Source organism: Kribbella sp. (genome assembly GCF_035655035.1).
Lineage (GTDB): Bacteria > Actinomycetota > Actinomycetes > Propionibacteriales > Kribbellaceae > Kribbella.
The window spans coordinates 1-19,562 of record NZ_DASRVN010000730.1 but is presented as its reverse complement, the minus strand read 5'-3'; the positions used below and the strand labels follow the sequence as shown (position 1 = coordinate 19,562).

The 19,562-nt window shown below is 70.0% G+C and carries 20 protein-coding genes; 9 read left to right on the top strand and 11 right to left on the bottom strand.

All coding sequences use genetic code 11. From position 1 onward, the window contains the following. The 3 genes from VFF46_RS37725 to VFF46_RS37715 form a co-directional block, all read left to right on the top strand. A partial coding sequence (locus VFF46_RS37725; protein ID WP_325042065.1) for a M48 family metalloprotease occupies positions 1 to 655 on the top strand: 655 nt, incomplete at its 5' end. Positions 656 to 662: 7 nt separating this feature from the next. Beyond that, entirely contained in the window at positions 663 to 1,769 is a 1,107-nt protein-coding gene (locus tag VFF46_RS37720) for a glycosyltransferase family 4 protein (RefSeq protein WP_325042064.1), read from the top strand. 194 nt (positions 1,770 to 1,963) lie between these two features. Further along, positions 1,964 to 3,127, top strand: a complete 1,164-nt coding sequence (locus VFF46_RS37715) for an alanine--tRNA ligase-related protein (protein WP_325042063.1) — start codon at positions 1,964 to 1,966, stop codon at positions 3,125 to 3,127. Here the strand turns inward: VFF46_RS37715 and VFF46_RS37710 are convergent. Genes VFF46_RS37710 through VFF46_RS37700 form a run of 3 tightly spaced genes read right to left on the bottom strand, consistent with a single transcriptional unit; the run spans position 3,120 to position 5,800 of the window. Continuing rightward, positions 3,120 to 4,085 (bottom strand): EamA family transporter, encoded by a 966-nt coding sequence (locus VFF46_RS37710; protein ID WP_325042062.1) that lies wholly within the window; start codon positions 4,083 to 4,085, stop codon positions 3,120 to 3,122. The genes VFF46_RS37715 and VFF46_RS37710 overlap by 8 nt on opposite strands. 45 nt (positions 4,086 to 4,130) lie before the next feature. Further along, positions 4,131 to 4,796: a hypothetical protein gene (locus VFF46_RS37705; protein ID WP_325042061.1), complete on the bottom strand. Its 666-nt coding sequence runs from the start codon at positions 4,794 to 4,796 to the stop codon at positions 4,131 to 4,133. Further along, the gene (locus VFF46_RS37700; RefSeq protein ID WP_325042060.1) at positions 4,793 to 5,800 is read right to left on the bottom strand and encodes an ArsR/SmtB family transcription factor; all 1,008 of its coding nucleotides are present in this window, start codon (positions 5,798 to 5,800) and stop codon (positions 4,793 to 4,795) included. The genes VFF46_RS37705 and VFF46_RS37700 overlap by 4 nt, the downstream gene beginning before the upstream one ends. A gap of 67 nt (positions 5,801 to 5,867) precedes the next feature. On the opposite strand from VFF46_RS37700, the gene VFF46_RS37695 reads away from it, so the two are divergent. Beyond that, entirely contained in the window at positions 5,868 to 7,070 is a 1,203-nt protein-coding gene (locus tag VFF46_RS37695) for an MFS transporter (RefSeq protein ID WP_325042059.1), read from the top strand. Here VFF46_RS37695 and VFF46_RS37690 read toward each other — a convergent pair. Then, complete coding sequence (locus VFF46_RS37690) at positions 7,030 to 7,770, bottom strand: SDR family oxidoreductase (RefSeq protein ID WP_325042058.1); 741 nt, start codon at positions 7,768 to 7,770, stop codon at positions 7,030 to 7,032. The two genes, VFF46_RS37695 and VFF46_RS37690, sit on opposite strands and share 41 nt — an antisense overlap. Positions 7,771 to 7,840: 70 nt before the next feature. Here VFF46_RS37690 and VFF46_RS37685 point away from each other — a divergent pair, with 70 nt between their 5' ends. Then, the gene (locus VFF46_RS37685; RefSeq protein ID WP_325042057.1) at positions 7,841 to 8,725 is read left to right on the top strand and encodes a LysR family transcriptional regulator; all 885 of its coding nucleotides are present in this window, start codon (positions 7,841 to 7,843) and stop codon (positions 8,723 to 8,725) included. Here VFF46_RS37685 and VFF46_RS37680 read toward each other — a convergent pair whose 3' ends face one another. Beyond that, the gene (locus VFF46_RS37680; protein WP_325042056.1) at positions 8,726 to 9,727 is read right to left on the bottom strand and encodes a LacI family DNA-binding transcriptional regulator; all 1,002 of its coding nucleotides are present in this window, start codon (positions 9,725 to 9,727) and stop codon (positions 8,726 to 8,728) included. 14 nt (positions 9,728 to 9,741) lie between these two features. Further along, complete coding sequence (locus VFF46_RS37675) at positions 9,742 to 11,481, bottom strand: glycoside hydrolase family 36 protein (protein WP_325042055.1); 1,740 nt, start codon at positions 11,479 to 11,481, stop codon at positions 9,742 to 9,744. A 125-nt stretch (positions 11,482 to 11,606) separates the two neighbouring features. Here VFF46_RS37675 and VFF46_RS37670 point away from each other — a divergent pair, with 125 nt between their 5' ends. The 4 genes from VFF46_RS37670 to VFF46_RS37655 are packed head-to-tail and all read left to right on the top strand — an operon-like array spanning position 11,607 to position 15,944. Continuing rightward, positions 11,607 to 12,827 (top strand): hypothetical protein, encoded by a 1,221-nt coding sequence (locus VFF46_RS37670; RefSeq protein WP_325042054.1) that lies wholly within the window; start codon positions 11,607 to 11,609, stop codon positions 12,825 to 12,827. Continuing rightward, positions 12,827 to 14,083 (top strand): extracellular solute-binding protein, encoded by a 1,257-nt coding sequence (locus VFF46_RS37665; RefSeq protein WP_325042053.1) that lies wholly within the window; start codon positions 12,827 to 12,829, stop codon positions 14,081 to 14,083. Before VFF46_RS37670 ends, VFF46_RS37665 begins: the two co-directional genes overlap by 1 nt. Further along, entirely contained in the window at positions 14,080 to 15,120 is a 1,041-nt protein-coding gene (locus VFF46_RS37660; protein WP_325042052.1) for a sugar ABC transporter permease, read from the top strand. The genes VFF46_RS37665 and VFF46_RS37660 overlap by 4 nt, the downstream gene beginning before the upstream one ends. Beyond that, positions 15,117 to 15,944, top strand: coding sequence for a carbohydrate ABC transporter permease (locus VFF46_RS37655; RefSeq protein ID WP_325042051.1), 828 nt, complete (start codon positions 15,117 to 15,119; stop codon positions 15,942 to 15,944). The genes VFF46_RS37660 and VFF46_RS37655 overlap by 4 nt, the downstream gene beginning before the upstream one ends. Here VFF46_RS37655 and VFF46_RS37650 read toward each other — a convergent pair whose 3' ends face one another. The 5 genes from VFF46_RS37650 to VFF46_RS37630 form a co-directional block, all read right to left on the bottom strand. Then, entirely contained in the window at positions 15,945 to 16,343 is a 399-nt protein-coding gene (locus VFF46_RS37650) for an STAS domain-containing protein (RefSeq protein WP_325042050.1), read from the bottom strand. Between the two features lie 33 nt (positions 16,344 to 16,376). Further along, positions 16,377 to 17,009, bottom strand: coding sequence for a response regulator transcription factor (locus VFF46_RS37645; RefSeq protein ID WP_325042049.1), 633 nt, complete (start codon positions 17,007 to 17,009; stop codon positions 16,377 to 16,379). Continuing rightward, entirely contained in the window at positions 17,002 to 18,249 is a 1,248-nt protein-coding gene (locus VFF46_RS37640) for a sensor histidine kinase (protein WP_325042048.1), read from the bottom strand. The genes VFF46_RS37645 and VFF46_RS37640 overlap by 8 nt, the downstream gene beginning before the upstream one ends. Before the next feature lie 4 nt (positions 18,250 to 18,253). After that, the gene (locus VFF46_RS37635) at positions 18,254 to 19,024 is read right to left on the bottom strand and encodes an ABC transporter permease (RefSeq protein WP_325042047.1); all 771 of its coding nucleotides are present in this window, start codon (positions 19,022 to 19,024) and stop codon (positions 18,254 to 18,256) included. After that, on the bottom strand, positions 19,021 to 19,562 hold a 542-nt coding region (locus tag VFF46_RS37630), incomplete at its 5' end, for an ABC transporter ATP-binding protein (protein ID WP_325042046.1). The genes VFF46_RS37630 and VFF46_RS37635, both read right to left, overlap by 4 nt.

The window sequence follows — 19,562 nt, the reverse complement described above, 5'->3', positions numbered from 1 at the left end:
GCGCTTCAACCACTTCACCTCGATGCCGGCCGGTGCCTTGCGCAACGACTTCCTGAAGCTCGCGGACGCGGACGGCGTACCGGTCAAGGACGTGCTGGTCGCGGACGCGTCGAAGCGGACGACGGCCCTGAACGCGTACGTTTCCGGCTTCGGGTCGACCCGCCGCCTGGTCGTGTACGACACGCTGCTGAAGGACACGCCGCCCGCGCAGATCCGGCTCGTGGTCGCGCACGAGCTCGGTCACGCGGCCGAGGACGACGTACTGCACGGCACGCTGATCGGCGTGCTCGGTACGGCGTTCGGGATCACGGTGCTGTACTTGTTGCTCGGGGCCCGGATGGCGGACCCGCGCCGGACCGGGCTGTTCGTCGCACTGGTGGTCGCCGCGACCACACTGGCGAGCCCGGTGCAGAACCTGGTCAGCCGCAAGATCGAGGCGCGTGCCGACTACCACTCGTTGAGGCTGACGAACGACCCGCAGGACTTCGTCGCGATGCAGCGCGATCTGGCCGTCCGGAACATCTCCGGCCTGGACCCGAGCGGCTGGCGGTACTGGATGTTCGCGACGCACCCGACGCCGCCCGAGCGGATCGCGATGGGCCGCGCGTGGGCGGCGCACAACGGTGTCACGGTGCCGCCGCTGGCGAAGCGATGACCCAGCCATGACGGTCCTCGTCGTCACCAACGACTTCCCGCCGCGGCAGGGCGGGATCGAGACGTTCATCCGGTCGTTGTGCGACGAGCTCCCGGACGTCGTCGTGTACACGTCGCGGGAGCCGGGCGACACGGCGTACGACGCGCGGCTGCCGTTCCCCGTCGTACGCGACCGGACGTCGATGTTGTTGCCGACGGCCCGGGTCACGAAGCGGGCGGTGGAGTTGATGCGGTCGTACGGCGCTGATCGGGTGCTGTTCGGGGCGGCGGCGCCGCTCGGGCTGATGGGGCCGGCGTTGCGGCGGGCCGGCGCGCGGCGGATCGTGGCGATGACGCACGGGCACGAGACGTGGTGGGCCGGCGTACCGGGGGCGCGGCAGGCGTTGCGGCGGATCGGGGACGCGGCTGACGTCGTCACGACGGTGTCCGGCTGGTGTGAGGAGCAGATCAGGCCTGCCCTGTCGCCGTCAGCCGTCGTACGGCGGCTGACGCCGGGGGTGGACTCCGTGCGGTTTCATCCGGGGGCCGGTGGGGCGCAGATCCGTGAAGGTCTTGGGCTGGTCGGGGTTCCGGTGGTCGTGTGTGTGTCGCGGCTCATCCGGCGGAAGGGGCAGGACACGTTGATCCGGGCGTGGCCGCGGGTGCTGGCCGACGTACCGCAGGCGAAGCTGCTGCTGGTCGGTGGCGGTCCGGAGCGGGAACGCCTGGAGGAGCTGGCCGCCCCGATCGTGGACTCGGTCGTGTTCACCGGAGCGGTGCCGTGGCAGGACATCCCGCCGTACGTCGATGCCGGGGACGTGTTCGCGATGCCGTGCCGGACGCGGCGGTTCGGGCTGGAGCCGGAGGCGCTCGGGATCGTCACGCTGGAGGCGTCCGCCTGCGGGAAGCCGGTCGTGGTCGGTGACTCGGGTGGTGCGCCCGACACCGTCCTGCACGGTACGACGGGGTACCTGGTCGATCCGTACAACCCGGCGGCCGTGGCCGCGCGGATCGCCGGATTGTTGACAAACGGACAGCACCGCGCGGAGCTGGGCGCCGCGGGCCGCAAGTGGGTGCAGGACGAGTGGGGCTGGGCGCGGTCCGGCGCCACGCTGCGGGAACTGCTGGACAGCTGACGGCGGATGTCGTGTACTCTGGCCGACATGCACCGGATGTTCCGACTTGCCGCAGCCGTACGAGCTTTCTGCTCTCCGGCTGCCGCTGCCTGACATCCTGAACTTCCCACCGGCGACCGGAAACGGTTCGCCGGTGTTGTTGTTTCCGTAGCCGGTGGTCTGGTTCCGGTCCTGTCACCCAAAGGACGAGAACCATGAACATCAGCAGGACCTTCATCGACTTCTTCAGCGACCGCGGCCACGTTCCGACGACCGGGTCCACGCTCATCCCGCGGCTCGGTGATCCGGTGCTGTTCACCACCTCGGGGATGCATCCGCTCACGCCTTATCTGGAAGGCGAACCACATCCCCTGGGGCGCAGACTCACCGGAGTCCAGCGATGCCTGCGCACCACGGATCTCGACGAGGTGGGCGACTCCACCCACCTGACCGTGTTCGAGATGCTCGGCTCCTGGTCGCTGGGGGACTACGGAAGCAGCCAGACCCTGAGATGGGGGTACGAGCTGCTCACCCAGGGCTTCGGTCTGGACCCGAAGAACCTGTACGTGACCGTGTTCGGCGGGGACGAGCAGGTGCCGCTCGACCAGGAGTCGCTACGGACCTGGCAGGAGCTCGGGCTGCCGATCGAGCTGACCACCGACGACAACTGGTGGTCGAACGGCCCGACCGGTCCGTGCGGCCCAGACTCGGAGATCTTCGTCTGGAGCGGCGATAGTGATGGCGACAGGGAGCCGGAGGGTACGCCGACCACCGACGACCGCTGGGTCGAGGTGTGGAACCACGTGATGATGCGGTACCGCCGGCACGACGACGGTTCGCTCGAGGAACTCAAGCAGCAGAACATCGACACCGGTCTCGGGCTGGAGCGGCTGACGATGCGGCTCGAGGGCAAGGACTCGGTGTACGAGACGTCGCTGTTCGAGCCGTGGATGCGGATCATCCCGAAGCTGTGGAAGCTGGACGAGCGTTCGCTGCGGATCGTGATCGACCACCTGCGGTCCAGCATCGTGATCGTCGGCGACGGCGTGCACCCGTCGAACACCGGCCGCGGCTACGTGCTGCGCCGGCTGATCCGCCGATTGTTGACAATCCTCTGGCGGGACGACGAGTCGCGGTCGCTGTCCGACCTGCCGGTGGAGCTGTTCGAGCACACCCTGAACCACTTCCACCAGGGCGAGACCGTGACGCTGATCCGGCGGATCCTGATCGACGAGGAGATCCGGTTCAGCAACCTGCTCGACCGCGGCCGGAAGGTGCTCAGCCACGAGCGCTTCCACAAGTCGCTCGACGACACCGACTACGAGTACCTGCACGAGACCCACGGCCTGCCGCGGGAACTCGTCGACGCGCTCAGATGACCGGGTCCAGTACGTCGGTGCGGGGAGGGTCGGGCACCTCCGGGGAGGCGACCTTCCCGACCGACGACTGGGCGACGAAGGCGCCGGCCAGGACGATCGCGCCGCCGATGATCTGGTTCGTCCGGAGCATCTCGCCGAGCAGGACCAGCGCGAAGACGCAGGCCGCGACCACCTCGAGGTACGCGACGGCCCCGGCGATCGGTGCCGACAGCCGCTGTACGGCGGCCGCACCGGCCAGGTACGCGACGACCGTGCTCACCAGGATCAGCCAGGCCGCCATCACCCAGCCCGGCGCGTGCCGGTGGCCGATCGCGATCGTGTCCACGAGCACGTGCCACGGCGTACCCCACGGTGCCGCGATCAGCGTCAGTACGACGGCTCCGACCACGCTGCCGGCCGCGGTCATCACCAGCGGATCCGCGGCGCCGGTCAGCCGGTCGATCAGGATGAAGTACGTCGCCTGGCAGGCGGCCGCACCGAGGCCGGCGAGCAGGCCGATCGCGTCGATCCGCAACCCGGACCAGATCTCGGCCACCGTGGCGAGACCGACGACCGCGATACTCACCCCGATCGCGGCCGACCGCGGCACCGCCACCTTCGCGCCGAACTTCAGCCACGCGACCACCAGCACCGGCCCGGAGAACTCGAGCATCAGCGCCACGCCCACCGGCAGCCGGCTCGCGGCGATGAAGAACAGCGTCTGGCACCCGGCGATCCCGGTCAGGCCGTAGAGCACCAGCGCCTTCCAGGACGCCCGCGCGGCCCGCAGCCCGGCGCGGCCGCGGAACGCCAGTACGAGCGGTACGAGCACCGCGGCGGCACCGAGGATCCGGAGCCAGGCCGCCTGCTGCGGCGTGAAACCGGCCTCGATCAAGGCCTTGGCGAACGGCCCGGACCCGCCGAACGTGACCGCGGAGAAGACCGCGAAACCCAACCCCACCGACTTCGTGCTGTACACGTGCATAACGGTCTCATGCTCATTACAGGCCTGTCGAGGGGGATCTCAGAGCACGTTCACCGCGCGCGCCGCGACCACCGCCACGGTGAGCAGCGAGATCGCCGACTCGACGCCCATCAGCACCTTGGTCCGGGCGGTCAGCGGCATCGTGTCGGTCGGGCTGAACGCGGTCGCGTTGGTGAACGAGACGTAGAGGTAGTCGGTGAACCCCGGGATCCAGTTCTTCCAGCCGTCCAGGTCGACGGTCATCTGCGGGAACAGCAGGTCGGCCCGCTCCGGCTCCCGGGCGTGCTCGGGCGCGCGGGCGAACGGCCCGCCGCGATCGACCTCCCACAGCCACACCGCGAACGCGACCACGTTCGTCACCCAGATCAGCAGCGCGCTCCGCACCAGCACCTTGCCCTGGCCGGCGCTGCCGCTGGTCAGGTAGCTGATCATCCCGGCGAGGTAGTACGCGTTCACCGTCACGAGTACGGCGACCAGGATGACCGCGACGGTCCGCAGCCAGGGCTCGTCGCGGCGCAGGTGGAACGGGTTCATCCAGACGAGAGGTAACAACAGCAGTGCGCCGAGGGCGGGCATCAACCACCGTGGCAACGCGTTCACCTGGGTCGGCACCAGCAGCTGCAGGACCAGCACCGAGACCACCGCCAGCGACGCCGGCCACCGCCGGGTGTGCCGGATGCTCGGTCCCTTCGTCGGCTTGCTCACTGCATCATTCTGACGCCGGAGGCCGGTTGTCCGACGGAGGCGTCGATGACGGCCTGTCCCACTTCGGTGCGCCGGTAGTGCACCTGGTGGCCGGTGCGGCGGCGGGTGGCGAGGCCGGCGTCGGACAGGGCGGAGAGGTGTTCGGCGACGGTGGCCAGGGCGAGGCCGTACTGCGCGGCGAGGGCGCTCGTGGTGGCGGGTGGGTCGAGGGCGACGAGGAGGGTCGCGCGGGTCCGGCCGAGGAGGCGGGCCAACGCGTCCGGGGGAGCGGGGGCGTCGGACCAGAGCCGGGCGGCGCCGCGGGCCGGGTAGACCAGGGTCGGGTGGTACGCCGGGTCGACGACCATCACGAGGTGCGGCCAGGCGAACACGCCGGGGACGAGCAGCAGGCCCTGGCCGGACAGGTCGCGGTCGGCGGACCGGTACCGCGAGGCGATCAGCCGGTCGTTCTCCCAGCTGAGGGTCGGGTGCAGGTCGTCGAACAGCCCGGCCAGGCCGCCGTCGGTCAGTTGCCGGCCGCGGTACGCGATGTCGTCCTCGAGGACCCGGCTGATCACCGGCCAGTCCGGTCTGACCAGTGCCTCCCAGGCGCTCTCGATCTCGTCCGCGAGCCGTTCCCGGGTGCCGGCCACGTCGTCGAGCATCTTCTCGATCTCGGGCGCCGCCGGGTTCCGAAGCTCGTCGCGGGACTGGACGAGCTCCGCGCGGACCTTCTCCAGCGGCGTACCGCGGACGCGCGCGATCTCGGTGGCGAACTTGGCACGGGACGCCTTCGGCGGTGGGGTCAGGAAGTCCGGTGTGAACCCGATGGCCGGCTGTACGGCGTTGAGTCCGCGGAGGTCGAGGCGGCTCGCGGCGTCACGTTTCGACTCCAGCCAGTCGTCGTACAGGGATCGGCGCCGGGCCTGGCCGAGCACCCGGACGGCCGACATCGTCTCCCACAACGGCGAGACGCCGAAGCGGCAGCGGAGCGCATCGGCCTGCGTGAAACGCAGTACCGTCATCGGGCAGAACTTTCGGCCACAACCAAAACTCTACGCCCGCCGGCGCTCGGTGCCGCACTCTCGCAGCGTGAGGTCCTACCGAGCTGTACTCCGCGTTCCGGGCATGCGGGCCGTGTACGCCGCGCACACCGTCTCCATGCTCGGGACGGTCGGCGCTCAGGTGGCGTTGTCGATCCTGATCTTCGAGCGCACCGGGTCGCCGTTGCTGTCAGCGCTCGTACTGGTGTGCTCGTTCCTGCCGTACGCCGTCAGCGGGGTGCTGTTCTCGTCGATGACGGACCGGTTCCCCGCCCGGCGGGTGCTCGTCACGTGCGACCTGCTCAGTGCGAGCTGTGTGCTCGCGATGCTGCTGCCGGGGATGCCGGTCGCCGGGCTGCTCGGTCTGCTGGTCGGGCTCGGGATGATCGCGCCGATCTTCGCCGGTGCCCGTGCGGCGAGTCTCGCGTACCTGTTGCCGACGGACCTGTTCCCGGTCGGGAGGTCGTTGCTGCGGGCAATCGGTCAGACGGCGGTACTGACCGGGTTCGCGGTCGGCGGGATCGCGGTGGCGGCGATCGGCGCGCGGGCGTTGCTGATCGTCGAAGTGTCGACGTTCGGATTGTCGGCAATCCTGATCGGTACCGGTACGCCGGCCACGCCGCGCGGCGAGCGGGCCCGGAGCGCGGTCCGGGACTCGTGGACCGGGCTGCAGGCGCTGTTCGGGAACGTGCGGCTCCGGAACCTGATCCTGCTGACCTGGGTGGCGCCGGCGTTCTCGTCGGTGCCGGACGGCCTCGCCGTCGCGTACACCGCCCAGGTTGGCACCGCAGCCGCGGCCGCCGGCGCCTTGTTCACCGGGTACGCGGTCGGCGGAGTGCTCGGCGAGCTCGTCGTCGCACGGTTCACCCCTTCCGTGCGGCGACGGCTCGTCGTTCCGTTCCTGCTCACCAGCCAGTTGCCGGCGGTCGCGTTCCTGACCGTGCCGCCGATCCCGGTGGCGGCGGTGCTGCTCGCGATCGCCGGCGCCGGGTTCGCGTTCAACCAGGGCGTCGACCCGTTGATCCTGGACGCCGTCGAGCCGGCGCAGCGCGGTCGATTGTTCACAATCCAGACGAGCGGCCTGATGGCGATCCAGGGTGTCGGCATCGCGCTCGGCGGCGTGGTCGGCTCGTTCCTCGCCCCGAACCTGACGATCGCGCTGGCCGGCGTACTGGGGACGGCGACCACGTTGCTGGTCGCCCGTCAGGCGCTCACCACGGCGCCACGTCGTCCAGCGACCCAGGTCCTCTGAAGACACCGGTCGGGCCGTCCGCCGGGAGGGTCGCGAGCGCGACCGGTACGGCGGCGCCGTCGGCGACCGTGCGGGTTCCGCGCGGTACCGAGGCCTGCGTGTTCAGGTCGGTGGGGACGAGGCCCGGTGTCGCGGCGTTCACCTTGATGCCGTCGGCGCGGAGCGCGCTCGCGTAGACCAGGGTCAGCGCGTTGAGCGCGGCCTTCGAGGAGCTGTACGCGAGCAGGCCCTGCGTCGCGAGGCGTCCGTCGAGTTCCGACAGCAGGTTCACCGAGCCGAGACCGCTCGACAGGTTGACGATCCGCGCGTTCGGGGAACGGCGGAGCAGCGGGACGAACGCGTTGATCGTGGACACCACCCCGAACACGTTCACGTCGTACGCCGTCCGTACCTGCTCGGCGGTGATGTCCGCGACCGCCGTACCCCACTCCGCGACGATGCCGGCGTTGTTCATCAGGACGTCCAGCCGGCCGGAGTCCGCCTCGATCTGCTTCGCGGCGGCCGCGACCGAGTCGACATCGGTCACGTCCAGCTGGACGAACCGCACGTCCCCGGACAGCTCGGCCGCGGCCGCGGTACCGAGCGAGGCGTTGCGCGCGCCCAGGTAGACGGTGAACCCGCGGCTCGCGAGCTGCCGGACGATCTCGTGGCCGATGCCCTTGTTCCCGCCCGTGACCAGGGCGACTTCGTTCTGATTCATGCCACCAGTCCAGCGCGCCGGGACCGCCGGGCACCAACACCGATCGGGTGGTCCGCCATACCCTTGAGGTATGCCGGAACCCGAGATCCGCGAACTGCGCTACTTCCGTGCCGTCGCCGAGGAGCTGAACATCACCCGGGCCGCCGAGCGGCTGGGGATCGCCCAGCCGCCGTTGTCGCGGGCGATGCGGCAGCTCGAGCACCGGCTCGGGGTCGGCCTGTTCGACCGGTCGGGGACGCGGCTCGCGCTGACGACCGCGGGGGAGACGCTGTTCAAGGAGTCGGGGCCGGTGCTCGACGCGCTGGATTCCGCGGTACGTCGGACGCAGCGCGCGGGCCAGTCGGCACAGCAGCTGGTGGTGACCGCCAAGCCGGGTGTTGCCACGGAACTGCTGCACAGGATCGTGACGGACCTGCACGGCGAGCTGCCGGGGATCGAGGTGGTGGTGAGCGGGTTCGGGGAGCAGGCGGACATGCTGCGGAACGGGCGGGCGGATGTGGCGCTGGTCAGCCGGCCGTTCGACGATCTCGGGCTGGAGACGAAGGCGTTGTACGAGGAGCCGCGGGTGGCCGCGTTGCCGGCCTGGCACGAGCTGGCCGGGCGGGAGGTGCTGTGCGCCGACGACCTGGCCGGGATTCCGGCGCCGCGGTGGAATCGGGCGAATGTTGCCGAGCGCAACTACTGGTCGGCGCGGCCGGACGATCCGGTGGACGGGCCGGTCGTCCAGGACTCCTCGCAGCTGCTGGAGGTGGTCGCGTTCGGGCAGGCGATCGCGCTGGTACCGCGATCGATGGCCGAGCGGAACATCCGCCCCGACGTCGTGTACCGGCCGGTGACCGACGTCGAGCCGTACCGGATGCTCGTCGTGTGGCCCGCCGGCAGCCGATCCACCGATCTGGCCAGGTTCGTCGAGGCCGCGGTCAGGAACTCGGGCGGCCCACCGCCCGTCGAGTGATCAGGCGCTCGAGCGGACCACCAAGGGAGCCGTGACCAGGCGGCCGGGCTCGTCGGGGTCGCCGGCGATCTCGTGCAGCGCCCGGTCGAAAAGACAGGTCGCGATGTCGCGGAGCGGTATCCGGGCCGTGGTCAGCGGGGTGTCCAGCATGCTCGCGAACGGGAAGTCGTTGAACCCAGTGACCGCGACGTCCTGGCCGACCGCGATCCCGCGCCGCTGCAACGTCCGCATCGCGACCACCGCGTACGCGTCGTTGTCGGCGACGAACGCGTCCGGCACCTCCGCGTCCGCGACGTACTCCGCCACCGCCTCCAGTGAACCGAACGAACGGACCTCGGTCGCCGGGAACTCGCGCACGAACCCGTCCCGCCGCTGATGCACCCACGGCAGCGCGCTGTCGGTCGCCAGGTACACGGCCCGCTGCCGCCCTGCCGATTGCAGATAGCCGGCGATCTGCGCCATCGACGCCGCGTTGTCCACGTCGACCCAGCACTGCCGCTGATCGGCCGCGGTCTGCCCGAACGCGACGAACGGGAACCGCCGCCGGCTGAGGAAGTCCAGCCGCGGATCGTTCGGCATCGTCTCCAGGACGACGATCGCGTCCACCTGCCGCGCGGCGATCAGCTTCTCGTACAACGCGATCTCGGTCGCGCCCTCGGTCGGCGTCGTCACGTGGACGCCGTACCCGGACACCGCGGCCGCCTTCACCAGCCCGCCGAGCAGCCCGTGCAGGAAGCCGCCGAGCCCCGTGTCGTCGGCGTCGGCAGCGCCCTCGTCGTCGAAGTACAGCGGCAGGCCGATCACCTGGCTGCGGCCGGAGGACAGCGCGCGGGCCGCGTGGTTCGGGATGTACCCGAGCTCCTCGATCGCGGCCCGCACCGTCCGCACGGTCGGCGGGGCGACGCGATGCGGCGCGTTCAGTACGTTCGACACCGTCATCGCCGACACGCCGGCCAGCCGCGCCACGTCCGCGACCGTCGTCCGCCGCGGCTTCTGTGCCACCAAGTCGATCCCCCTCAGCCCACCTGTGTCCGTACGATCCTGGCCACCCCGCCGACCGGTACGTCGATCACCCATACCTCGGGCGGTGTCGTGGTCGCGCGGTGCACCTCGTGGCCGGAACAGTCCGACACTACGAGTTCCACCGGGCCGCCGGCCGCACCTTCGACGTACAGCCGTCGCTCGGCGCCGCCGTTGACCACGACCGTGCACGGATCCTCTACCCGTACGACGGGGTCGGTGAACACCGCAACGACGGTCTCGCCGGCGCCGACCGCGCGGACCTGGGTGTAGCGCGCGTCCGGGCGGGACGGCAGCAGTACGCCGTGCAGCAGGGCGTCGGCGTGGTCGCGCATGAACCCGAGCCAGTACCGGACGACCTGCTCGTGCCCGGCGGACAACTCGTCCAGCTCCATCGACACCTGCGCCGTACTGAACAGCGCCCCGATGAACTGCTGCGCGACGTTCTCGACCGACGCGGACGGATGCCACATCAGCATGTCCGAGTGCACCGCGCGGTCACCTGCCAACAGTCGACAATCGACAGTCCGCACACGGTTCTCGACCGGGTCCAGCGCGCAGTCACCGGCCCGCAGGAACGTGCCGAACTGCCACAGCCGCGGATGCACGTAGTCCTGCCGGAACTCGATCAGCACCTCCGGCCGCAGCCCGCGCAGCTCGTCGGTGATCGCCTGCAGCAACCGCTCGACACCTTCGTCCACCGAGTCGCAGTCGGTACCCGGCCCGGCGGGCGGGGAGAACTGCGCCCACGAGTCGATGAAGTCGATCTTCAGACCGTCGACACCCCAGTCCCGCACCGGCCGGATGCACGACTCCAGCAGGTGTTCGCGGACCTCCGGGTACCGCGGGTCGAGGACCGCCGTGACCTCGGGATCCGCGAACCCGAGGATGCGGTCCCGCATGGTCGGCCAGGCCTTGGAATGCACACCGATCAGCGGCGGCGCGAGCCAGAGCACGTACCGCTGCCCGAGCTCGTGCACCCGCCGGACGTGCTCGGCCATGTCCGGGAACGTCTCGCCGGTCGGCTCCCAGTCGCCGCAGTACGCGTACCCGCGCCGCGTGTCGGCGGTCTGCCAGCCGTCGTCGACGATCACCGCCTTGGTCCCGTACGCCGTACCCGCGCGGGCGTGCCGCTCCACCGACACCGCCGAGACGTGCTGGTGGTCGCTGTACCACGTCGAGTACATCGCCTCCCGCGCAATCGGAGGCACCGGCGCGATCCGCGAACCCAACTCGGCGGCCCACTCGGCCGTCACGCCACGCAAGGCCTCGGCGAAGTGCTGGGTGCGCAGATCGATCCGCAGTGCGAAGCCTTCACCCTCGACATCCGTCACGGTGAGCTCGATCAACTGCTCGGCGGTCTCCTCGTTCACCCCCACGGCGAAGTCGCAGGCGCGGACGTTTGCCGACAAGGAGATTGTCAACAAACTACGGCTCTGCGCATCGACGAGCGAGGCCACCGGCGCCGACCGGACGGACCGGACCTCGCGGTGTGAGCCCCAGTCCGTCGGAAGCGTGCGGTGCGAGCTCTGGGTCGCCTGCCACAGCGTCACCGCATCCTCGGCCGGCCACGTCCAGCGCAGCGTCACCGGGCCGTCCGCGACCACGTCGTACCACTGCACACCGGGCTCGGCGGCGTCGGCCGCGGGCGGGCGTGCGGTCGGTGTCCCGGGCCCGCTCAGGCTCCCCGTCCGAACGGTGCGACCGTCGGGAGAGCGGATCTCGAATGTCGTCACGCGCTGGACTATAGCGGTAAAACCCGTCGTGCTGAAGGTATTGACGGGACCACTTCCGGTCTCTAGTTTTACCGCTAATATCAAATTTTGCACGTTTTGCACCGACGCTGTTCGTGAGGAGAGCCGTGCTGGCTGTCAGTTCAGACCTGGCGTACGTCGAGGACGCCTTCGCCTGGGCCCGGGACCGGGCTCTGGCCTGGGTGCAGACGGGCAACGGCAACCTGCCGTCCTACTGGGCCGGCTACCCGTCCCGGCCGATGTTCTACTCCCGGGACGTCTGCCACCAGGCGGCCGGCGCGCACCTGCTCGGCCTGGACTCCGAGAACTTCGCGATGTTCCGGCACTTCGCCCGCTCCGCGACCCCGGCGCGGAAGTGGTTCCCGATCTGGGCGTTCCACTTCGACGGCCGGATCGCGGCCCTCGACTACCACGACGACGAGCACTTCGTCCGGGAGATCCCCGCGGTGTTCGACCTGACCTACCGGGCGCTGGAGCAGTACGACTGGACCGGCGACCGGCGCTGGATCGACGACCCCGACCTGGCGGCGTACTACCGGCACAGCACCGACGAGTTCGTCGCCGCGCACGACAGCGACGGCGACGGCATCCCCGAGGCCGGAGGCACCGCGGACATCTTCCTCGGTACGGCGACCTACAACGAGCGCGAGGCCCCGCTGCTGATCGCGGGCGACGGCCTGGCCACGCAGTACGCCGTACTGCGCAAACTCGGCCGGCACGCCGAGGCCGACAAGATCCGGCGCACCTACGAGGAATGGTGGAACGGCGACCATTTCGCCCGCGGGATCACCAAGGACGGACTTGATTTCGACTGGGGACTGGAATCGCACACGCTCGTGCCGCTGTTCGGGCTGAGCGGGACGGGGGAGCGCGCCGAGCGGTTCCTCGACTACCTCGAGGAGCAGATGGAATCCGCTCCGCCGCAGAACATCGAGTCGTTCAGTTACTGGCCGGAATTCCTCTTCGACCACGGCCGCGACGAGTCGGCGTGGCGCTGGACGAAGCACCTGATCGACAGCCGCGACGACTACCCGGAGATCTCGTTCACGGTCGTCGAGCACCTGGTCGCCGGCCTGCTCGGGCTGCGCCCGGACGCACCGAACGGCGCGCTCGCGATCACGTCCCACCTGCCCGCCGAGGTCGGCAATCTGATTGTCGACAATCTACCGCTCGGCGCCTGGACGCTCAGGATCCACCAGGAAGGCAAGCACGCCACCGAGGTCACCGTCCGGAGCGGACCGGGTCCGCTCACCGTGACGGTCGGTTCGCAGACCCATTCGCTCGCACCCGGCCGGACCGCCCGGGTCGTCCACCCCAAGGACCTCTGATGAAGAAACTCCTCCCCGCCACCGCGACTGCCGCCGCCACCGCCGCCGTGCTGCTGGCGGCCGGCTGCGCGACCGGCAACGCCCCCGCCTCCAACCAGAACACCGGCTCGGCCGAGATCAGCTTCTCGTTCTGGGGCACGAACTCCGAGGCCGCCTCGCTGAAGGCGATCGCCGCCGCGTTCGAGAAGGCCAACCCCGGGACCAAGGTGACCACGAACTGGATCCAGGCCGACTACGAGCAGAAGCTCCAGACGTCGATCGCGGCCGGCACCCAGTCGACCGTGATGGAGATCAGCAACACCAGCCTGGCCGGCTTCGCGCCGAGCTTCGCCGAGCAGACCGTCGACCCCGGCAAGTACGTGCAGCCGAACATCTCGTCCGCGATGCAGTACCAGGGCAAGTACTACGCGATGCCGTTCGCCGCCAAACCGAAGGTGATGGCGATCAACACCGACGCGTTCAAGGCCGCCGGCGTACCGTTGCCGAGCGCAACCACACCGCTGACCCTCGACGAGTTCAAGGCGATCTCGGCGAAGCTCTCGCACGGCGACGGCAAGGCCCGCGTGTACGGCTCCAGCAACCTCTGGTACCGCGGCTGGCTGACCGCGGCCGGCGGCAGCTACTACAACGCGGACGCGACCGCGTGCACGTTCGGCGACGGCACCGGCGTCAAGACCGCGCAGTACGTCGTCGACATGCAGAAGAACCGGTACTCGCCGACGTCGACCGACATCCAGGGGCAGGACCAGGCCCAGTGGTTCGCGGCCGGGCGGCTGGCGACGTTCAGCGACTTCGGGCCGTGGACGGTCGCGGACTTCGCGAAGATCAGCAAGCCGGACTGGACGCTGGTCCCGGTGCCGGGCAAGGGATTCCCGATGGAGGTCGACGGGCTCGGCATCGCGAAGAACGCGAGCGGCAAGCAGCTCGAGACCGCCAAGAAGTTCGTCGAGTTCGCCAGCACGCAGCAGGTCGCTCAGGACCAGCTGATCCAGGGGAACACGGCGCTCGGCGTCCCGATCATCGCGGCATCCTCACCGACCCTGGAGAAGGTCCTGCCGGTCGCCCGCAACCTGGCCGCGTTCACGACCGCGCTGAAGTCCGGCGTGGTGGACGTGTCGGTGCCGAAGGAGGCACAGATCTCCGGTGACGCCGAGAAGGGCATGACCAGCTACACCGCGCTCGGCACCGGCAAGGACGACGTCGCGAAGGTCCTGCCGCAGCTCGCCGAGAAGTGCACGCAGGCGCTGAAGAAGTGAACCCGACCGTCGGCTGGATCCGGAACCTCGCGGCGTCCTGGGGTGTCCCGTCCGCCCTGGTCCCGCTGGTCCCGTTCCTGCTGCTGCTGATCGTTCTGTACGCCGTCATCGGACTGGCGGCGTACGGGGCCCGGCGGAAGTGGCCGCGGGCCGACCGGACGGTCGCGTTCTGGCTGTTCGTGTCGCCGTGGCTGATCGGGTTCTGCCTGTTCACGGTCGGCCCGATGGCCTCCTCGGTGTACGTCAGCCTGACCTCGTGGGACCTGATCACGCCGCCGAAGTTCGTTGGCCTGTCCAACTACACGGAGGCGTTCGGAGACCCGAAGGTCGCCCAGGCGCTCAAGGTCACACTGCTGTACGCCGTGATCAGCGTCCCGCTGCAGACCGCGCTGGCGTTCCTGGTCGCGATGCTGCTGAACACCGAACTCCCGGGCATGCGGTTCTTCCGGACCGTCTGGTACCTGCCGTCGCTGGTCTCCGGGGTCGCGCAGATGGTGCTGTTCCTGTGGGTGTTCAACCCGCAGTACGGCCTGATGAACGACGTCCTCGGGCACTTCGGGATCTCGGGGCCGGGCTGGTTCAACGACGCGTCGTGGGCGCTGCCCACGGTGATCCTGATGAGCCTGTGGACGGTCGGCGGCGCGATGGTGATCTACCTGGCCGGGCTGAAGGACGTACCGCCGAACCTGTACGAGGCGGCCGCACTCGACGGCGCCGGACCGGTCCGGCAGTTCTGGCACGTGACGCTGCCGCAGATGTCGCCGATCATCCTGTTCAACGCGCTCACCTCGATCATCGGCTCGCTGCAGATCTTCACCCAGGGCTTCATCGCGAACGGCGGCCCGAAGGACTCGCTGCTGTTCTTCGTCTACTACCTGTACGACAACGCGTTCCAGAACTTCCGGATGGGCTACGCGTCCGCGCTGGCCTGGATCCTGTTCGCGGTGATCCTGGCGCTGACCGCGGTCACCCTGCGCGGCAGCGCGTTCGCCGTCTACTACGAGACCGACCTGTCGAGGAAGCGGAGACGCCGATGACCCGGCGCAGCATCCAGAAGTCCGTCGTGCTGTACGTCGTCCTGGTGCTCGGGTCGGTCGTGTTCGTCTATCCGTTCCTGTGGATGATCGCGACCTCGCTGCGGTCGCTCGCCGGGGTCGGCAGCGCGGGCGCGAGCGTCGTACCGCACGAGTTCCTCTGGGACAACTACGTGCGCGCGGTGACGTCGTTCCCGTTCTGGCGGTACGCGCTGAACTCGGTGCTGACCACGCTGATCCCGATCCTCGGGACGGTGTTCTCGTGCTCGCTCGCCGGGTTCGCGTTCGCGCGGCTGCGGGTGCGGTTCTCCGGCGTACTGTTCGCCGTCGTGCTGGCGACGATGCTGCTGCCGGGGGAGGTGACGATGGTGCCGCAGTTCATGCTGTTCAACAACCTCGGCATGGTGGACACGCTGTACCCGCTGATCCTGCCGGCGTTCTTCGGGTCGCCGTTCTACATCTTCCTGTTCCGGCAGTTCTTCGCGCGGATGCCCGACGAGCTCGCGGACGCGGCGGTGGTCGACGGCTGCGGCTGGTTCAAGATGTTCCTGCTGGTCTACCTGCCGCTGGCCCGCCCGGCCGTGGTCGCGGTGTCGATCCTGCTGTTCATGGGCTACTGGAACAACTTCCTCGGCCCGGCGATCTACATCAACTCCGACCAGTGGAAGACGCTCCCGCTGGCCCTGGCCGGCTTCCAGTCCGTCAACGGCACCGACACCCCGTTGCTGATGGCAACCTCCGTGCTGATCACGATCCCGTGCTTGCTGATCTTCTTCGCCGCCCAGAAACAGATCACCAACGGCATCACGTTCACCGGCGGGAAGTAGTCAGCGGCGCCGGTACGACGGGAGCGCGTCCGCGAGGTTCGGGTAGTGCGCGACAGGCCGGGTGTGGCGCATCAGCTCGGGCAGCCACTGCTCGGCCCCGGACGCCCGCAGCCAGCCGCCGTTCGCGACGGCCAGCTCGTGGGCGTCGGCGAGGACGTCAAGGCCGGCGGCCTCCATCCGGGTGACCCGGCGGAGGTCAACGACCAGCCGGGGGAGCTTGGTGGTGATCACATGCCGTAGTTCCTCGGCGAGCGGAGTGAGCGTGCCGACGTCGATCGCGCCGGCGACCCGGACGACGGCGCAGTCACCGACCGCGCTCCAACTGCAGGCAAAAGGCCCGCTTGCGTCCGTGGGCAGACGGACGGAGCGGACCAGCCGTGGTTTTGGGGTTGCCTTCATAACGAACAGGTACCCCAGGGCCAATCCCGCGCGTCAGTCGCGGCCGAGGATTCCCTGGTCGTACCCCTTGGCGACGGCCGCCGCGCGGTCGGTGACTCCGAGTTTGGTGAAGACGTGGCTCAGGTGCGTCTTGACGGTGGCCTCGCTGATGAACAGCTCGCGGGCGATGTCGCGGTTCGACGTACCCTTCGCGACCAGCTCGAGGACCTGGCGTTCGCGGGCCGCGAGCGGGGTCGGCGCGGGGGAGCGGACCGCGGAGACGAGCCGGGACGCGACGGCCGGGGACAGGACGGTCCGGCCGGCGGCCGCCTGGCGGACCGCGTTGAACAGCTCGTCCTGCGGGGCGTCCTTCAGCAGGTACCCGGTGGCGCCGGCCTCGATCGCGGGCAGCGTGTCGGTGTCGGTGTCCCAGGTCGTGAGAACCAGGACCTTCGAGCGGATGCCGCGGCGGGTCAGCTCGGTGATGGCGTCCAGCCCGCCGCCGCCCGGCATCCGCAGGTCCATCAGGATCACGTCCGGGTCGAGCTCGGCGGCCAGCTCGACCGCCCGTACGCCGTCCGGCGCCTCGGCGAGCACGGTGAAGCCCGGGGTGGATTCGAACATTCCGCGCAGGCCGTTGCGGACCACGGGATGGTCGTCGACCAGGAGGAGTGTGATGTCAGGCATGGCGGACCAACGGTACGTGTGCCGAGATCGCCGTACCGAAGCCGGGCTCGGCCTCGACGGTGAGCGAGCCGGCGATCCGTTCGGCCCGGGCCCGCATGCCCTCCAGCCCGAACCCGCCGGCGCCCGACCGGGCCGGCACCGCCAGCGGGTCGAAGCCCTTGCCGTCGTCGCGGATGTCCACCGTCACCTCGTCGTCCATGAAGCTGAGCGTCACACCGACGCGGGTCGCGGCGGCGTGTTTGGAGACGTTCGCCAGCGCCTCCTGGGTGATCCGCAGCAGCGTCGCGGCGAACTCGCCGTGCAGGTGCTGCGCCGCGCCGGTCAGGGTGAACTCGGCCGGTACGCCGGTCCGCGCCGACCACTGGTCGACGGTCTTGCGCATCGCCTCGGGCAGACCGTCGTACGAAAGACCGGCCGGCGCCAGGTTCTGCACCGAGCGGCGGGCCTCGCCGAGGCTGTGCCGGGCCAGCTCGCTCGCCCGGCCGACGCGGTCCTGGATCACGTCCGGGTCGGAGGTGTTCGCGACCGCCTGGAGTTGGGCGATGATGCCGGTCAGGCCCTGCGCGATCGTGTCGTGGATCTCCGCGGCCAGCCGGCGGCGCTCGTCCGCGATACCGGCCTCGCGGGCCTGGACGAGGAGCTGGGCCTGCAGCGCGGCGTTCTCCGCGTGGGCCTGCTGGAGCTCGGTGATCGTGTCGGCGCGGGCCTGCGACCGCGCCTCCTGCTGGTCGGCGAAGTGCTTCACGACCGTGAGCAGCACGTTGTTCGCGACCACGAGGCCGGCGAACACCGGCCAGCCGGCGCCGTGCAGCGGGAACCCGCCGGTCTGCGCGCCGGCCACCGGGATCGTGCACGCGAACAGCGCCAGTCGGCGCCGCTTCCGGCCCGGGATCAGCTCGTCGGCGTCGTAGTATCCCGCGACCACGTAGAACGCGAAGAACCCGTTCAGGATCGTCAGCGCGAACCCGATCGCCCAGCGCACAACGTAGTACGTCACTGACATCGCGTTCGGGCCCCGGTGGATCCGGCCGCTCCAGCTCCACCAGAGCTGCATCACCAGCGCGGTCCCGACCAGCGCGAGCGCCGCCTTCCGCTGGTCGTCGAACGGCATCAGCACGCCCGACGAAGCAGCGGCCAGCAGCGTGCCGAGACCGAGCAGGAAGTACGGCGCCCAGCGCTGGAACGCCGCCTGGCGCCGGTCGAGTCTGCTGTCGGCCGTCGTCACCTGCTCAGTGTGCACGAACCTACTCCCAGCGGAACCAGCGCGCCGCTGCCGCAGTCAGCACGACCGTCCACGCCGCCAGTACGCCGAGGTGCGACCACGCGGGCCAGTGACCGCTCGCCGCCTGGTCGAGCGCTCGCGACGCGGCACCGAACGGCAGCAGTACGACGATCTGCCGCAACGTGTGCGGCATCGCCTGCACAGGCACCCACAGCCCGGCCGAGAACAGGCTCGGGAAGAACGCGGCCATCCCGAACGCGGTCGCGATCCGCGCGGTCCGGGCCCGCGCCGACACGAGCGCACCGAGCGCCAGCGCGGCGACGGCCGTGAGCAACAGCGCCAGCACGTACCCGGCGATCTGACGCGGCAGCGGTACGTCGAACGCGAGCCGGCCGATCGCCATACACAGCAGCGCCGAAGCGAGCCCGGCGGCGCCGAACAGCCCCATCTGCGCGGTCAGCAGCGTCGATGGCCGAACCGGCGTGGTCGACATCCGGCGCAGGATGCCGCGCTCGCGGTACCCGGTGATCAACGGCGGCATCGCCTGCAGGCCGGTGACGATCAGCGCGACCAGGACCAGCACCGGTACGTACACGTCGATCAGCCGGACACCGAGGCCACCGTCGACCTTGCGGAAGCTCGGGATCGACCCGAGGATCACCAGCAGGACCGGCGGGAACCCCAGGATCCAGAACAGCATGCCCGGCTCGCGGAGGAACAGCCGCGCTTCGGACCGCAGTACGGCAGCCCGCGGCGAGGGACGGCGGAGCGGGGCAGTGGCGACGGTGGTCATCGGGTGGCTCCCGTGAGGTCGAGGAAAGCGTCGTCGAGGGTGGCGTCGGTGACGCGCAACTGGTGGGCGGTGATCCGCTTGCGGGCGAGCAGCGACAGCAGCGCGGTCACGGTTTCGTCGGATCCGCCGAGGGTCAGCCGTCCGTCCTTGTCCGCGATCGAGGCCAGCGCCGGCAGCGTCGCCAGGTCGTCGTCGTCGAGCGGACCGGACGGCGTGAACGAGATGACCGTGGCGCCGGAGGTCCGGCTGATCAGCCCCTGCGGGGTGTCGAGCGCGGTGATCCGGCCCTTGTCGATCAGCGCGATCCGGTCGCAGAGCCGCTGCGCCTCCTCCATGAAGTGCGTGACCAGCAGCACCGTGACACCGCGGGCGCGGACGTCCTCGACGATCTCCCAGGTCTCGCGGCGGGCCCGCGGATCGAGGCCGGTGGTCAGCTCGTCGAGGACCACGACGCGCGGGTTGCCGATCAGCGCGAGCGCGATGAACAGCCGCTGCTTCTGCCCACCGCTGAGCACGCCGAAGCGGGACTTCAGGTGCG

Coding starts and splice junctions, on each gene's coding strand:
- VFF46_RS37720 (WP_325042064.1), top strand. CDS start 663: ATGACGGTCCTCGTCGTCACCAACGACTTCCCGCCGCGGCAGGGCGGG.
- VFF46_RS37715 (WP_325042063.1), top strand. CDS start 1,964: ATGAACATCAGCAGGACCTTCATCGACTTCTTCAGCGACCGCGGCCAC.
- VFF46_RS37700 (WP_325042060.1), bottom strand. CDS start 5,800: ATGACGGTACTGCGTTTCACGCAGGCCGATGCGCTCCGCTGCCGCTTC.
- VFF46_RS37690 (WP_325042058.1), bottom strand. CDS start 7,770: ATGAATCAGAACGAAGTCGCCCTGGTCACGGGCGGGAACAAGGGCATC.
- VFF46_RS37685 (WP_325042057.1), top strand. CDS start 7,841: ATGCCGGAACCCGAGATCCGCGAACTGCGCTACTTCCGTGCCGTCGCC.
- VFF46_RS37665 (WP_325042053.1), top strand. CDS start 12,827: ATGAAGAAACTCCTCCCCGCCACCGCGACTGCCGCCGCCACCGCCGCC.
- VFF46_RS37655 (WP_325042051.1), top strand. CDS start 15,117: ATGACCCGGCGCAGCATCCAGAAGTCCGTCGTGCTGTACGTCGTCCTG.
- VFF46_RS37650 (WP_325042050.1), bottom strand. CDS start 16,343: ATGAAGGCAACCCCAAAACCACGGCTGGTCCGCTCCGTCCGTCTGCCC.
- VFF46_RS37645 (WP_325042049.1), bottom strand. CDS start 17,009: ATGCCTGACATCACACTCCTCCTGGTCGACGACCATCCCGTGGTCCGC.
- VFF46_RS37635 (WP_325042047.1), bottom strand. CDS start 19,024: ATGACCACCGTCGCCACTGCCCCGCTCCGCCGTCCCTCGCCGCGGGCT.